This is a genomic window from Serratia sp. CY47280, assembly GCF_052168655.1.
Lineage (GTDB): Bacteria > Pseudomonadota > Gammaproteobacteria > Enterobacterales > Enterobacteriaceae > Serratia > Serratia bockelmannii.
In genome coordinates this window covers 1,697,531-1,712,065 of the sequence record NZ_JBJNMG010000001.1, presented here as the reverse complement: position 1 = coordinate 1,712,065, position 14,535 = coordinate 1,697,531, and the positions used below count along the sequence as shown (strand labels likewise).

Sequence of the window (14,535 nt, the reverse complement as noted above, 5' to 3'; positions counted from 1 at the left end):
ATGCATGATCAAAAAGACAATCACGCAGTCAACGATGCGCTCGAGCCCATCAATGCAGCCGCTCCTCAGAGCGGCGTTGATGCATTTGTACTGAGCGCGGAAGAACGTGATGCGATCGAGCACGAAAAGCACCATTACGAGGATCCGCGCGCCGCTTCCATCGAAGCACTGAAAATTGTGCAGAAGCAGCGCGGCTGGGTTCCGGACGGTGCGATTTACGCCATCGCGGAAGTGCTGGGCATCCCCGCCAGCGACGTAGAAGGCGTGGCCACGTTCTACAGCCAGATTTTCCGTCAGCCAGTAGGACGTCACGTGATCCGTTATTGTGACAGCGTTGTTTGTCACATCACCGGTTACCAGGGCATTCAGGCCGCTATCGAGAAGAAGCTGAACATCAAGCCGGGTCAAACCACTTTTGATGGCCGCTTCACGCTGCTGCCGACCTGCTGTCTGGGCAACTGCGATAAAGGGCCGACCATGATGATTGATGAGGACACTCACAGTCAGTTGAAGCCTGAAGATATCGAGACGCTACTGGAGCAGTATCAATGACCAAGCACATTGTACGCACTCCCGAAACGCATCCGCTGACCTGGCGTCTGCGCGATGACAAGCAGCCGCTGTGGCTGGACGAATACCGCAGCAAAAACGGCTATGCCGGCGCAGAGAAGGCCCTCAAAGGCCTGGCCCCGGACGAGATCGTCGGCCTGGTGAAAGATTCCGGGCTGAAGGGCCGTGGCGGCGCGGGCTTCTCCACCGGTTTGAAGTGGAGCCTGATGCCGAAAGACGAATCCATGAACATCCGTTACCTGCTGTGTAACGCCGATGAGATGGAGCCGGGCACCTATAAAGACCGTCTGCTGATGGAGCAGCTGCCGCACCTGCTGGTGGAAGGCATGCTGATCTCCGCGTTCGCGCTGAAAGCCTACCGCGGTTACATCTTCCTGCGCGGCGAATATATCGAAGCAGCGGCGCATCTGCGTCGCGCCATCGCGGAAGCCACCGACGCCGGCTATCTGGGCAAGAACATTCTCGGCACCGGATTTGATTTCGAGCTGATCGTGCACACCGGCGCCGGCCGTTACATCTGCGGCGAAGAAACTGCGCTGATCAACTCGCTGGAAGGCCGCCGCGCCAACCCGCGTTCCAAGCCGCCATTCCCGGCCAGTGCCGGCGTCTGGGGCAAGCCGACCTGCGTCAACAACGTCGAAACGCTGTGCAACGTGCCGGCCATTTTGGCGAACGGCGTGGAGTGGTACACCGGCATCTCCGGCAGTGAAGACAAAGGCACCAAGCTGATGGGCTTCTCCGGCCGGGTGAAAAATCCGGGCGTCTGGGAGCTGCCGTTCGGCACTACCGCGCGCGAGATCCTGGAAGACTACGCCGGCGGCATGCGCGACGGTCTGCGTTTCAAAGCCTGGCAGCCGGGCGGCGCGGGGACCGACTTCCTGACCGCCGATCACCTCGACCTGCCGATGGAATACGGCGCGATCGGCAAAGCCGGCAGCCGTCTCGGCACCGCGCTGGCGATGGCGGTAGACCACGAGATCGGCATGGTGCCGCTGGTGCGTAACCTGGAAGAGTTCTTCGCCCGCGAGTCCTGCGGCTGGTGTACGCCATGCCGCGACGGCCTGCCGTGGAGCGTGAAGATCCTGCGTGCGTTGGAAAACGGCGAAGGGCAGCCGGGGGATATCGAAACCCTCGAACAGCTGTGCCGCTCCCTCGGCCCGGGCAAAACCTTCTGCGCCCACGCGCCAGGTGCCGTAGAGCCACTGCAAAGCGCGATTAAATATTTCCGTGAAGAGTTCGAGGCGGGTATCGCCGTGCAGCACTTCGGCAACGCCCATGCGATTGGCGGCATTCAGCCGAACAATCTGCTGAAGCAGCGCTGGTAAGCCGAACTCGCCCGAACACGGCCAGAATTTTTGATTAACGCCTGCCGCAAGGCAGGCCACTTGGAAGCATGCTGACTATGGCTACGATTCATGTAGACGGCAAAGAGTATAAGGTAGACGGGGCGGACAACCTGCTGCAGGCTTGTCTTTCCCTCGGCCTTGATATTCCTTACTTTTGCTGGCATCCGGCGCTGGGAAGCGTCGGCGCTTGCCGCCAATGTGCGGTAAAGCAATACCAAAACGCGGAAGATACGCGCGGCCGTTTGGTGATGTCCTGTATGACCCCGGCATCCGATGGCACCTTCATCTCCATCGATGACGGCGAAGCGAAGCAGTTCCGTGAAAGCGTGGTCGAGTGGTTGATGACCAACCACCCGCACGATTGCCCGGTCTGTGAAGAAGGCGGTAACTGTCACCTGCAGGATATGACGGTAATGACCGGCCACAGCTTCCGCCGCTACCGCTTCACCAAGCGTACCCACAACAACCAGGAGCTGGGGCCGTTTATCTCGCACGAGATGAACCGCTGCATCGCCTGCTACCGCTGCGTGCGTTACTACAAAGACTATGCAGACGGCACCGACTTCGGCGTGTACGGCGCGCACGACAACGTCTACTTCGGTCGCCCGGAAAGCGGCACGCTGGAAAGCGAGTTCTCCGGCAACCTGGTGGAAGTGTGCCCGACCGGCGTCTTCACCGACAAAACGCACTCCGAACGCTACAACCGTAAATGGGACATGCAGTTCGCGCCGAGCATTTGCCAGCAGTGCAGCATCGGCTGTAACACCAGCCCGGGCGAGCGCTATGGCGAGCTGCGCCGTATCGAAAACCGTTACAACGGCAGCGTGAACCACTACTTCCTGTGCGACCGCGGCCGTTTCGGTTACGGCTACGTCAACCAGAAAGATCGTCCGCGTCAACCGCAGCAGCTGCGCGGCGACGACTGGATCACCCTGAACGCCGAGCAGGCGATGCAGGGCGCGGCGGACATCCTGCGTCAGGCGAAGAAAACCATCGGCATCGGCTCCCCGCGCGCCAGCCTGGAAAGCAACTTCGCGCTGCGCGAGCTGGTCGGCGCCGAGAACTACTACACCGGTATCGCTCAGGCGGAGCAATCACGCCTGGCGCTGATGCTGAACGTGCTGAAGAACGGCGGCGTTCATACGCCGGCGCTGCGTGAGATCGAAGATTACGACGCGGTGCTGGTGCTGGGCGAAGACCTGACGCAAACCGGCGCGCGCATCGCGCTGTCCGTGCGTCAGGCCGTCAAGGGGAAAGCCCGCGCGATGGCGGCGGCGCAGCGCGTTGCCGACTGGCAGATCGCGGCGGTGCAGAACATCGGCCAGCACGCCAAGTACCCGCTGTTCACCACCAACGTCGACAACACTCGCCTGGACGACATCGCCGCCTGGAACTACCGCGCGCCGGTTGACGAGCAGGCGCGCTTCGGCTTCGCCATCGCGCACGCGCTGGATAGCGCGGCACCGGCGGTGAACGATCTGGCCGAAGGCCTGAACAAGAAAGTCGATATCATCGTGCAGGCGCTGACCGGCGCACGCAAACCGCTGATCATTACCGGCAGCAACGCCGGCAGCGAAGCCATCATCGAAGCGGCGGCCAACATCGCCAAAGCGTTGAAGGGTCGCGGTTCCGATGTCGGCATCACCTTCGTGGCGGGCGCCGCCAACAGCATGGGCCTGGCGATGATCGGCGGCGGTTCGCTCGATCAGGCGCTGGAACAGCTGGCGAGCGGCGCAGCCGATACCGCCATCGTGATGGAAAACGATCTCTATCGCCATGCGCCGGCGGCGCAGGTGGACGCAGCGTTGGCCAAGGTCAACAACCTGATCGTCGCCGATCACCAGCGCACCGCGATCATGGACAAAGCCAACCTGATCCTCTCCTCGGCCAGCTTTGCCGAGAGCGACGGTACGCTGATCAACCAGGAAGGCCGCGCGCAGCGCTTCTTCCAGGTATACGATCCGGCTTACTACGACGACGCCAAGAAGAATCAGTTCACCGTGATGCTGGAAAGCTGGCGCTGGATGCACTCGCTGCACTCCACCTACACCAGCCGCCATGTGGACTGGACTCAGCTCGATGACGTGATCGCCGCTTGCGTCGCCGCGTTGCCGCAGCTGCAGGGCATCGTCGATGCCGCGCCGGACGCGACGTTCCGCATTCGCGGTCAGAAGCTGGCGCGTTCGCCGCACCGTTCCAGCGGCCGTACCGCCATGCGCGCCAACATCAGCGTGCACGAGCCGCGTCAGCCGCAGGATAAAGACACCATGTTCGCCTTCTCGATGGAAGGGAACAACAGCCCGCTGGCCGATCGTCAGCAGATCCCGTTCGCCTGGGCGCCAGGCTGGAACTCACCGCAGGCATGGAACAAGTTCCAGGCCGAAGTGGGCGGCAAACTGCGCCACGGCGATCCGGGCGTGCGCCTGATCGAAGCGGGGGAGGGCAGCCTCGGTTACTTCGACCGCGTGCCAGCCGCCTTCAATCCGAACGACGGCTGGCGTGTCGCGCCTTACTACCACCTGTTCGGCAGCGATGAAATGTCGCAGCGCTCTCACGTGATCCAGCAGCGCATGCCGGAAGCTTACGTGATGGTCAACCCGGCCGACGCGGCGACCCTTGGCGTCAACGCGGGCAGCCTGGTGGAGTTCAGCTGTGCGGGCCAGACCTTGCGTCTGCCGGTACGTCTGAGTGAAACCCTGACCCAGGGCCAGGTTGGTTTGCCGCTCGGCTTGCCAGGGATCCCGCCGATTTTGGTGGGTGCTAAGGTAGACAATCTGCGGGAGGCAGCACGATGAGCTGGTTTACCCCTGAGGTGATCGACATTCTGATCGCCGTTCTTAAAGCGGTCGTGATCCTGTTGGTGGTCGTGGCGTGCGGGGCGTTCATGAGCTTCGGCGAACGCCGCCTGCTCGGCCTGTTCCAGAACCGTTACGGACCGAACCGCGTAGGCTGGGGCGGCTCGCTGCAGCTGGTCGCCGACATGATCAAAATGTTCTTCAAGGAAGACTGGGTACCGAGATTCTCCGACCGGGTGATCTTCACCCTGGCGCCGATGATCGCCTTTACTTCCCTGTTGCTGGCATTTGCCATCGTTCCGGTCAGCCCGACCTGGGCGGTGTCCGATCTCAACATCGGCATTCTGTTCTTCCTGATGATGGCCGGCCTGGCGGTGTACGCCGTGCTGTTCGCCGGATGGTCGAGCAACAACAAATACTCGCTGTTGGGCGCGATGCGCGCCTCCGCGCAAACCCTGAGCTACGAAGTGTTCATCGGCCTGTCGCTGATGGGCGTGGTGATGCAGGCGGATTCGTTCAACATGCAGGCCATCGTTGAATCCCAGGCGCACGTCTGGAACGTCATTCCGCAGTTCTTCGGCTTCGTGACCTTTGCGATCGCCGGCGTGGCGGTGTGTCACCGCCACCCGTTTGACCAGCCGGAAGCCGAGCAGGAACTGGCTGACGGTTACCACATCGAATATTCCGGCATGAAGTTCGGTCTGTTCTTCGTGGGGGAATACATCGGTATCGTCACCGTGTCCGCCCTGATTGTGACGTTGTTCTTCGGCGGCTGGCAGGGTCCGTTCCTGCCGCCATTCATCTGGTTCGCGTTGAAAACGGCCTTCTTCATGATGATGTTCATCCTGATCCGTGCCGCGCTGCCGCGTCCGCGTTATGACCAGGTGATGTCCTTCGGCTGGAAAGTGTGCCTGCCGCTGACGTTGCTGAACCTGCTGGCAACCGCCGCGGTCATTTTGTACAACGCTCAATAAGGGGTGAATAAACCATGACATTGAAAGAGTTAGTGGTTGGTTTCGGCACCCAGGTGCGCAGCATTTGGATGATTGGCATGCATGCCTTCGCCAAGCGCGAAACCCAGATGTATCCGGAAGAACCGGTTTACCTCCCGCCGCGCTACCGCGGCCGCATCGTGCTGACGCGCGATCCGGACGGCGAAGAGCGCTGCGTCGCCTGTAACCTGTGTGCGGTTGCCTGCCCGGTCGGCTGTATCTCGCTGCAAAAAGCGGAACAGAAAGACGGCCGTTGGTATCCGGAGTTCTTCCGCATCAACTTCTCGCGCTGCATTTTCTGTGGCCTGTGCGAAGAGGCTTGCCCGACTACCGCTATCCAGCTGACGCCGGATTTCGAACTGGGTGAGTACAAGCGTCAGGATCTGGTGTACGAAAAAGAAGATCTGTTGATCTCGGGGCCGGGTAAATATCCGGAATATAACTTCTACCGGATGGCCGGTATGGCGATTGACGGCAAAGCCAAAGGCGAAGCCGAAAACGAAGCCAAACCGATCGACGTCAAAGGTCTGTTGCCCTAAGGAGCCAGCAAGCATGGAAATTGCATTTTATCTGGCAGGTTTGATTGCGGTGGCCGCGACGATTCGCGTGATCACCCATACCAACCCTGTGCATGCGCTGCTGTATCTGATCGTCTCGTTACTGGCGATCTCGGCAGTCTTCTTCTCTCTCGGTGCCTACTTTGCCGCCGCGTTGGAAATCATCGTCTATGCGGGCGCCATCATGGTGCTGTTCGTGTTCGTGGTGATGATGCTGAACCTCGGCAACGTGCAGCAGCAAGAACGCGACTGGATGAAGCCGACGGTGTGGATCGGGCCTGGCCTGTTGTCACTGGCGCTGCTGGTGGTATTGATCGTCGCGATCCGCAGCGTATCCGATCAGGGTATCAGCGGCGAGATGGTCGACGCGAAGGCGGTGGGCATCAGCCTGTTCGGGCCTTACGTACTGGCGGTTGAGCTGGCTTCAATGCTGCTGCTGGCGGGTCTGGTTGTCGCCTTCCATATCGGCCGCGAGCACAAGCCTGGCGAGGTGCTGAGCAACGCGCCGGCGAGTGGCGAAATGGCGAGAAGAAAATCGGAGGAGCAAGCATGATCCCTCTTCAACATGGCCTGATCCTGGCGGCTATCCTGTTTGTGCTCGGGCTGACCGGGCTGCTGGTGCGCCGCAACCTGCTGTTTATGCTGATCAGCCTGGAAGTGATGATCAACGCTGCGGCGTTGGCGTTTATCGTGGCGGGAAGCTACTGGGGCCAGGCGGACGGGCAGGTGATGTACATCCTGGCGATCAGCCTGGCGGCAGCCGAGGCCAGTATCGGCCTGGCGCTGCTGCTGCAGCTCTACCGTCGTCGTCATACCCTGAATATTGATACTGTCAGTGAGATGCGCGGATGAACCTATTATATTTAACAATTCTGCTACCGCTGATCGGGTTCCTGCTGTTGGCATTTTCCCGCGGTCGTTGGTCTGAAAACACGGCGGCCACCGTCGGCGTGGGTTCTATCGGCCTGGCTGCGCTGGTCACGGTGTATGTGGCGATGGATTTCTTCGCCCAGAAAGCCGCCGGCGTGCAGCTGTTCGAGCAAAGCCTGTGGACCTGGATGGCCGTCGGTAACTTCAATATCGGCGTGACCCTGGTGCTGGACGGCCTGTCGCTGACCATGCTGTCGGTGGTCACCGGCGTCGGCTTCTTCATCCACATGTTCGCTTCCTGGTACATGCGCGGTGAAGAGGGCTATTCGCGCTTCTTCGCTTACACCAACCTGTTTATCGCCAGCATGGTGGTATTGGTGCTGGCGGACAACCTGCTGCTGATGTATCTGGGTTGGGAAGGCGTGGGCCTGTGCAGCTACCTGTTGATCGGTTTCTACTATAAAGATCCGGCCAACGGCGCGGCGGCGATGAAAGCCTTTATCGTCACCCGCGTGGGCGATGTGTTCCTGGCGTTCGCGCTGTTCATCCTCTACAACGAGCTGGGCACGCTGAACATCCGCGAGCTGATGATCCTGGCGCCGCAGAAACTGGCGGTGGGCGATACGGCCATCACCTGGGCGACCCTGATGCTGCTGGGCGGCGCGGTCGGTAAATCGGCGCAGCTGCCGTTGCAAACCTGGTTGGCGGACGCGATGGCGGGCCCAACCCCGGTTTCCGCACTGATCCACGCGGCGACCATGGTGACCGCGGGCGTCTATCTGATCGCCCGTACGCACGGCCTGTTCCTGATGGCGCCGGAAGTGCTGCACCTGGTGGGCATCGTCGGTGCGGTCACTCTGCTGCTGGCCGGCTTCGCCGCGCTGGTGCAGACCGACATCAAGCGCGTGCTCGCTTACTCCACCATGAGCCAGATCGGTTACATGTTCCTGGCGCTGGGCGTGCAGGCATGGGACGCGGCGATCTTCCACCTGATGACCCACGCGTTCTTCAAGGCGCTGCTGTTCCTGTCGTCCGGTTCGGTGATCCTGGCTTGCCACCACGAGCAAAACATCTTCAAGATGGGCGGCCTGCGCAAGAGCATCCCGCTGGTGTACGTCTGCTTCCTGGTGGGCGGCGCGGCGCTGTCTGCGTTGCCGCTGGTCACGGCCGGCTTCTTCAGTAAGGACGAGATCCTGGCGGGCGCGATGGCCAACGGTCACATCAACCTGATGATTGCCGGCTTGGTTGGTGCGTTCATGACCTCGCTGTACACCTTCCGTATGATTTTCATCGTGTTCCATGGCGAAGAGAAAATCAAAGCGCATGCCGGTAAAGGCATCACTCACCACCTGCCACTGCTGGTTCTGCTGGTGCTGTCTACCTTCGTCGGCGCGATGATCGTGCCGCCGTTGCAGGGCGTGCTGCCGGATACCACCGAACTGGCGCACGGCAGCGTGCTGACGCTGGAAATCACCTCTGGCGTGGTGGCTATCGTCGGCATTCTGCTGGCGGCCGCGCTGTGGCTGGGCAAACGCAGCCTGGTCAACAGCATCGCCAACAGCGCGCCGGGTCGTTTCTTCTCGACCTGGTGGTTCCATGCCTGGGGCTTCGACTGGCTGTATGACAAAGTGTTCGTCAAGCCGTATCTGGGCATTGCGAAGCTGCTGCAGCGTGATCCGCTGAACTCGCTGATGAACCTGCCGGCCGTCTTCTCCCGCTGGGGGAACCGCGGTCTGACGGTGAGCGAGAACGGTCAGGTGCGTTGGTATATAGCGTCTATGGGTGTGGGTGCAGTGGTCGTATTGGCTCTGTTGATTTTGGTTTAATTGAATAATTTAAACAGACGCATTTTTCGGGCGTAGCGCCGGGCAGGCGCTACGTACAAAGTTTGAAATTATTCGTATAAGGGACACAAAACGCCATGCTATTACCTTGGCTAATTCTTATCCCCTTTATCGGCGGTCTGCTGTGCTGGCAGCTTGAGCGCTTCGGTACTAAGGTGCCGCGCTGGATAGCGCTGATCGCAATGGGGCTGACGTTGGCGCTCTCTCTGCAGTTGTGGATGCAGGGCGGCTATACCTTGACCACGCCGAAAGGCATTCCGCAGTGGCAGAGCGAATTCCTGCTGCCGTGGATCCCGCGCTTCGGCATCTCCATCCACCTGGCGCTGGACGGTCTGTCGCTGCTGATGGTGGTGTTGACCGGTCTGCTGGGCGTGCTGGCGATCCTCTGTTCCTGGCGTGAAATCCAGAAGTATCAGGGCTTCTTCCACCTCAACCTGCTGTGGATCCTGGGCGGCGTTATCGGTGTGTTCCTCGCCATCGACATGTTCCTGTTCTTTTTCTTCTGGGAAATGATGTTGGTGCCGATGTACTTCCTGATCGCGCTGTGGGGGCACAAAGCGTCGGACGGTAAAACCCGTATCACCGCGGCGACCAAGTTCTTCATCTACACCCAGGCCAGCGGTCTGGTGATGCTGATTGCGATCCTGGGCCTGGTGTTCGTGCATTACAACGCCACCGGCGTGTGGACCTTCGATTACGAAGACCTGCTGCAAACGCCGATGTCCCACAACGTGCAATATCTGCTGATGCTGGGCTTCTTCATCGCCTTCGCGGTGAAAATGCCGGTGGTGCCGCTGCACGGCTGGTTGCCGGACGCGCACAGCCAGGCACCGACCGCAGGTTCCGTCGACCTGGCGGGCATCTTGCTGAAAACCGCGGCCTACGGCCTGCTGCGTTTCAGCCTGCCGCTGTTCCCTGAGGCTTCGCACGAGTTCGCGCCAATCGCCATGTGGCTGGGCGTGATCGGCATCTTCTACGGCGCCTGGATGGCGTTCGCGCAGACCGACATCAAGCGTCTTATCGCCTACACCTCGGTATCGCACATGGGCTTCGTGTTGATTGCCATCTACACCGGCAGCCAGCTGGCTTACCAGGGCGCCGTGATCCAGATGATCGCGCACGGTCTGTCCGCCGCCGGTATGTTTATTATCTGCGGCCAGCTGTATGAGCGTCTGCATACCCGCGACATGCGTCAGATGGGCGGCCTGTGGGGGCGTATCAAGTTCATCCCTGCGCTGTCGCTGTTCTTCGCCGTGGCTACGCTGGGGATGCCGGGTACCGGTAACTTCGTCGGTGAATTCATGATTCTGTTCGGCAGCTACCAGGTGGTGCCGGTGATCACCGTGATCTCTACCTTCGGTCTGGTGTTCGCTTCGGTTTACTCGCTGATCATGATGCAGCGCGCTTACTACGGTGCGCCTAAATCCGACCAGCCGCTGCAGGGCATGACCGCGCGCGAACTGTTCATCATTCTGCTGCTGGTGGTGTTGCTGGTTCTGCTGGGGGTTTACCCGCAGCCGATTCTGGATACTTCCAACGCGGCGATGAGCAACGTGCAACACTGGTTTGGTTCGTCAGTTTCAGCAATTTCAACAACAAGGCCGTAATTCGCCATGACAATAACTCCTCAACAACTGATCGCACTGCTGCCGCTGTTGATCGTCGGATTGACGGTGGTGGTTGTGATGCTAGGCATTGCGTGGCGACGCGACCACTTTATCAACGCCACCCTGACCGTGATCGGTCTCAACCTGGCGCTGCTTTCGCTGTACTTTGTCGGCCAGGCAGGCCCAATGGACGTCACCCCGCTGCTGCGGGTTGACGGTTACTCGATGTTCTACACCGGGCTGGTGCTGCTGGCGAGTCTGGCGACCTGCACCTTCGCCTATCCGTGGCTGGTCGGCTATCCGGATAACCGCGAAGAGTTCTACTTGCTGGTGCTGATCGCCGCCATGGGCGGCATCCTGCTGGCGAGCGCCAACCATCTGGCTTCGCTGTTCATCGGTATCGAGCTGATCTCGCTGCCGCTGTTCGGCCTGGTGGGTTATGCCTATCGTCAGAAGCGCCCGCTGGAAGCTGCCATCAAGTACATGCTGCTGTCCGCCGCCGCGTCGTCGTTCCTGCTGTTCGGCATGGCGCTGCTGTACGCTGAATCTGGCGATCTGTCGCTGGCCGGCCTCGGCAAGAGCCTGCAGGAAAACATGATGCACCAGCCGCTGATCCTGGCCGGTATGGGCATGATGATCGTCGGTCTGGGCTTCAAGCTGTCGCTGGTGCCGTTCCAACTGTGGACGCCGGACGTGTATCAGGGCGCGCCTGCGCCGGTCTCGACCTTCCTGGCAACCGCCAGCAAGATTGCGATCTTCGCGGTCGTGATGCGTCTGTTCCTGTATGCCCCAGCCGCCGACAACGAAGCGCTGCGCCTGGTGCTGTCGATCATCGCGTTCTGCTCTATCTTGTTCGGTAACCTGATGGCCATCAGCCAGACCAACATCAAGCGTCTGCTGGGCTACTCGTCGATCGCTCACCTGGGCTACCTGCTGGTGGCGCTGATTGCGGTGCAAACCCATCAGCTGTCGCTGGAAACCGCCGGCGTTTACCTGGCCGGTTACCTGTTCAGCAGCCTGGGCGCCTTCGGCGTGGTCAGCCTGATGTCCAGCCCGTACCGCGGCCCGGATGCGGATTCGCTGTTCTCTTACCGTGGTCTGTTCTGGCATAAGCCAATCTTGTCCGCGGTAATGACGGTGATGATGCTGTCGCTGGCCGGTATCCCGATGACGCTGGGCTTTATCGGTAAGTTCTTCGTGATCGCGATGGGCGTCAGCGCACACCTGTGGTGGCTGACCGGCGCAGTCGTGGTAGGCAGCGCCATTGGCCTGTACTACTACCTGCGTGTGACCGTCAGCCTGTTCCTCAGCGCGCCGGAATCGCTGCAGCGCGACACCCCGAACAACTGGGCGTTGACCGCCGGTGGCGTCGTGGTGCTGATCTCAGCCGCGCTGGTGCTGCTGTTGGGGGTTTATCCGCAGCCGCTGATTTCGCTGGTGCAGATGGCGCAGCCGACGTTCTGATAACGCTTCAGACGGTAAAAAGGTCGCTTCGGCGGCCTTTTTTTATGGAGAAACGGCACTTAGCCGTAATGGGCGCTAAACGACGTTTCCAGCGCCTGCACCACCGCGCGCACGCGGGCGGCACGCTGCAAATCGGGATGCAGCACCAGCCAGATATCCACCCAGTCTTTATTCTCTGGCAACAGGCGCACCAGCTCCGGGTCTTTATCCGCCAGAAACGCGGAGAGCAGGCCGATGCCTAGCCCGCTGCGAGTGGCGGAGCGCAGCAGCAGCTGTGAATTGCATTGCAGCACGACGTTGGGCTCGTGCAGGGCTTCGCCGCAGAAATTGTTCCAGTGGCGCGGCACCAGCTCGCGCGGGAACATCAGCAGATCGTGACCGCGCAGCTGCTCGCCTTTGACCGGCATACCTCGCCGAGCCAGATAGTGCGGGCTGGCGTACAGGCCCATCTCGATGGTGGCCAGCCGCTTGATGATCAGTTCATCGTCATCGGGGCGTGCACCGCGGATCGCCAGATCCGCGCCGTGATAAGAGATATCGGCGATGTTCAGTGCCGTCAACAGCGTGACGGTGATGGCCGGATAGCGTTCCCGCAGATCTTGCAGCGCGGGTATCACGAAGGCTTCGGCCAGGGTATCGGTGGTGGCGATGCTCACGTGGCCGTGCAGGCTGTCATCGCCGCTGGCGGCTTTGCGGTTGATCGCCTGCACCGCATTCTCCATCTTCATCACGTCCGCCAGCATTTCTTCCCCCAACGGGCTGAGGGCGAAGGATTTCGGCGTGCGGATAAACAGCTTGGAACCGAGAGCGTCTTCGAAAGCGGAGAGCCGTCGACCGACGGTCGCCTGATCGACATGCAGCTGGTTGGCGGCTTTGCGTAGCGTGCCACAGCGTGCGACGGCCAAAAAGAAGCGCGCGTCGTCCCAATTCATCATGCCATTTCCTCTCTGCAGATTTGTCGGCGCCGTGGGGCACAGGCCGAGCCAGGCGAACAATAACGGTTTCTATCATAAAGCGTTGTTCTGCCCGGGGGGAGAGAAAGACGGTTAGCGGGCTGCACATCGGCGGTTATTTCTCTGGTGATGCAAGAATGCATCAGGGTGATTCATTCTTGACGATACTTCGCCCGTCGCCGGAACGCTATGATAAGCGCCGTTCCCGGCAGGCCGGGTGAGGAAAATGTCGACGGCAGGCCGCCGTCTGCCGTCTTTGGGAGTTGAAACATGTCAGAAAATACCGCCAGCCAGATTGCGGCGCCGCAAAATGCTCAGGCGTCGGGCAGGACAATTTTATTGTTCCTGGCGCTGGCTTTGATGTCGGCATTGCTGAACAGCAGCGCGCCGACGCCGCTTTATCCGCTGTATCAGCAGCAGCTTGCGCTAAGCTCGGTCAGTCTGACCGTCATCTACGGCGCCTATGCCGCCGGCGTGCTGATCTCTTTGTTCGGCGTCGGCAATCTGGCCGGCAAAGTAAAGGATTTACGCAGCATGATCGTGCCGGCATTGCTGGTGGTGTTGAGCGGCGCCCTGCTGTTCGCGCGGGCTGATACCTTTGCCATGATGCTGATGGCGCGGCTGTTGGCCGGGGTGGGCACCGGGGCGCTAACCGGCGCGGCGAACATCGCGTTGGTGCGGTTTGGGCCGCGCGACGGCGGCAAAAATGCGGCGTTGATCGCGACGCTGTCATTCACCACCGGATTGGCGCTGGGCCCGATCTTCAGCGGCATCGCCTTGCAGACCGGTTTCCATCCCACGACGCTGCCATTTGTTTTCATCATGGTCATGGCCGCCGTGGCTGCGTTGGGCGTGATGTTCTCGTGGCCGCGTGGCGTGGTTACGGCGCCGAGCCATGTTACGTCGGCCGAGACAGAAAAAAGCTCGCTGCTCGATGGCTTGCGCGCCACCGGCGGTAAATTCTTTGTGTGTGCAGGGGCTTTATTTATCTGTTGGGCGCTGGCCGCCAGTATTTTGGCAATCGGCCCCGGCGTGGCGGAAACGCTGTTAGGCCTGCACGCTCGTGGCGTCTTTGGCTATGCGATTGCGGTGTATCTGCTGATCGCCGGTATCAGCCAGATCCTGAGCCGCCGCGTTAACGCCCGTCATTCGCTGTTGTTCGGTTGCCTGGCGCAGGTGCTGGCGGCAGTGGTGTTCACCATGGCGATCCAGTGGCATTCTCTTGGGCTGGCGGCGGTGGGGCTGGTGGTGGCCGGCTATGCTTATGGCGCCATTTTCGTCGGCAGCGCGACCCTGGTGAACCTGATTTCGCCGCCGACCAGCCATGCGCGCTTGCTTTCGCTGTTTTACGTTATCGCTTATATCGCCAACTGGGTGCCGATCTTGCTGGGCGTGGTGGTCGATCGCGTCGATCTGAATCAGGCAACCCATTTGCTGTTCCTGGGCAGCACCGTGGTGTGCCTGTTGTTGGCATGGAAGACGTCCCGGGTGGGGTTCCCTCGCTAATTGCTTTGTGATGAATATCTATTTTTTATAA

General features: G+C 60.6%; 12 protein-coding genes. 11 read left to right on the top strand and 1 reads right to left on the bottom strand.

All coding sequences use genetic code 11. The annotated features are described in order from the left end of the window. The 10 genes from nuoE (at position 1) to nuoN (ending at position 12,045) form a co-directional block, all read left to right on the top strand. On the top strand, positions 1-552 hold the full coding sequence (gene nuoE / locus ACJ8J4_RS08270) for an NADH-quinone oxidoreductase subunit NuoE (RefSeq protein ID WP_004936034.1): 552 nt from the start codon (positions 1-3) through the stop codon (positions 550-552). After that, positions 549-1,895: an NADH-quinone oxidoreductase subunit NuoF gene (gene nuoF, locus ACJ8J4_RS08265; RefSeq protein WP_043140066.1), complete on the top strand. Its 1,347-nt coding sequence runs from the start codon at positions 549-551 to the stop codon at positions 1,893-1,895. The genes nuoE and nuoF overlap by 4 nt, the downstream gene beginning before the upstream one ends. 77 nt (positions 1,896-1,972) lie before the next feature. Further along, positions 1,973-4,711, top strand: coding sequence for an NADH-quinone oxidoreductase subunit NuoG (gene nuoG, locus ACJ8J4_RS08260; RefSeq protein ID WP_264383665.1), 2,739 nt, complete (start codon positions 1,973-1,975; stop codon positions 4,709-4,711). Continuing rightward, on the top strand, positions 4,708-5,685 hold the full coding sequence (nuoH, locus tag ACJ8J4_RS08255; protein ID WP_025303661.1) for an NADH-quinone oxidoreductase subunit NuoH: 978 nt from the start codon (positions 4,708-4,710) through the stop codon (positions 5,683-5,685). The genes nuoG and nuoH overlap by 4 nt, the downstream gene beginning before the upstream one ends. Before the next feature lie 14 nt (positions 5,686-5,699). After that, positions 5,700-6,242 carry an NADH-quinone oxidoreductase subunit NuoI gene (gene nuoI, locus ACJ8J4_RS08250; RefSeq protein ID WP_025160170.1) on the top strand — a complete coding sequence of 181 codons (543 nt, stop codon included), beginning with the start codon at positions 5,700-5,702 and terminating at the stop codon, positions 6,240-6,242. 13 nt (positions 6,243-6,255) lie between these two features. Next, complete coding sequence (gene nuoJ, locus ACJ8J4_RS08245) at positions 6,256-6,813, top strand: NADH-quinone oxidoreductase subunit J (RefSeq protein ID WP_019453717.1); 558 nt, start codon at positions 6,256-6,258, stop codon at positions 6,811-6,813. Beyond that, positions 6,810-7,112, top strand: a complete 303-nt coding sequence (gene nuoK, locus ACJ8J4_RS08240; protein WP_004936014.1) for an NADH-quinone oxidoreductase subunit NuoK — start codon at positions 6,810-6,812, stop codon at positions 7,110-7,112. Before nuoJ ends, nuoK begins: the two co-directional genes overlap by 4 nt. After that, complete coding sequence (gene nuoL / locus ACJ8J4_RS08235; RefSeq protein WP_264383664.1) at positions 7,109-8,956, top strand: NADH-quinone oxidoreductase subunit L; 1,848 nt, start codon at positions 7,109-7,111, stop codon at positions 8,954-8,956. The genes nuoK and nuoL overlap by 4 nt, the downstream gene beginning before the upstream one ends. A 95-nt stretch (positions 8,957-9,051) precedes the next feature. Beyond that, positions 9,052-10,581 (top strand): NADH-quinone oxidoreductase subunit M, encoded by a 1,530-nt coding sequence (gene nuoM, locus ACJ8J4_RS08230; protein WP_025303660.1) that lies wholly within the window; start codon positions 9,052-9,054, stop codon positions 10,579-10,581. A gap of 6 nt (positions 10,582-10,587) precedes the next feature. Then, positions 10,588-12,045, top strand: a complete 1,458-nt coding sequence (nuoN, locus tag ACJ8J4_RS08225) for an NADH-quinone oxidoreductase subunit NuoN (RefSeq protein WP_025303659.1) — start codon at positions 10,588-10,590, stop codon at positions 12,043-12,045. Between the two features lie 59 nt (positions 12,046-12,104). On the opposite strand, the gene ACJ8J4_RS08220 is transcribed toward nuoN, so the two are convergent. Continuing rightward, positions 12,105-12,980 (bottom strand): LysR family transcriptional regulator, encoded by an 876-nt coding sequence (locus ACJ8J4_RS08220; protein WP_025303658.1) that lies wholly within the window; start codon positions 12,978-12,980, stop codon positions 12,105-12,107. Between the two features lie 288 nt (positions 12,981-13,268). On the opposite strand from ACJ8J4_RS08220, the gene ACJ8J4_RS08215 reads away from it, so the two are divergent. Further along, entirely contained in the window at positions 13,269-14,504 is a 1,236-nt protein-coding gene (locus ACJ8J4_RS08215; protein WP_167324472.1) for an MFS transporter, read from the top strand. Positions 14,505-14,535 lie beyond the last annotated feature (31 nt).

What these genes read in the sequence shown, in the direction of transcription:
- ACJ8J4_RS08220 (WP_025303658.1), bottom strand. Translation starts at nt 12,980, where the DNA reads ATGATGAATTGGGACGACGCGCGCTTCTTTTTGGCCGTCGCACGCTGT.
- nuoN (WP_025303659.1), top strand. Translation starts at nt 10,588, where the DNA reads ATGACAATAACTCCTCAACAACTGATCGCACTGCTGCCGCTGTTGATC.
- nuoF (WP_043140066.1), top strand. Translation starts at nt 549, where the DNA reads ATGACCAAGCACATTGTACGCACTCCCGAAACGCATCCGCTGACCTGG.
- nuoL (WP_264383664.1), top strand. Translation starts at nt 7,109, where the DNA reads ATGAACCTATTATATTTAACAATTCTGCTACCGCTGATCGGGTTCCTG.
- nuoM (WP_025303660.1), top strand. Translation starts at nt 9,052, where the DNA reads ATGCTATTACCTTGGCTAATTCTTATCCCCTTTATCGGCGGTCTGCTG.
- nuoK (WP_004936014.1), top strand. Translation starts at nt 6,810, where the DNA reads ATGATCCCTCTTCAACATGGCCTGATCCTGGCGGCTATCCTGTTTGTG.
- nuoE (WP_004936034.1), top strand. Translation starts at nt 1, where the DNA reads ATGCATGATCAAAAAGACAATCACGCAGTCAACGATGCGCTCGAGCCC.
- nuoG (WP_264383665.1), top strand. Translation starts at nt 1,973, where the DNA reads ATGGCTACGATTCATGTAGACGGCAAAGAGTATAAGGTAGACGGGGCG.
- nuoJ (WP_019453717.1), top strand. Translation starts at nt 6,256, where the DNA reads ATGGAAATTGCATTTTATCTGGCAGGTTTGATTGCGGTGGCCGCGACG.
- ACJ8J4_RS08215 (WP_167324472.1), top strand. Translation starts at nt 13,269, where the DNA reads ATGTCAGAAAATACCGCCAGCCAGATTGCGGCGCCGCAAAATGCTCAG.
- nuoI (WP_025160170.1), top strand. Translation starts at nt 5,700, where the DNA reads ATGACATTGAAAGAGTTAGTGGTTGGTTTCGGCACCCAGGTGCGCAGC.
- nuoH (WP_025303661.1), top strand. Translation starts at nt 4,708, where the DNA reads ATGAGCTGGTTTACCCCTGAGGTGATCGACATTCTGATCGCCGTTCTT.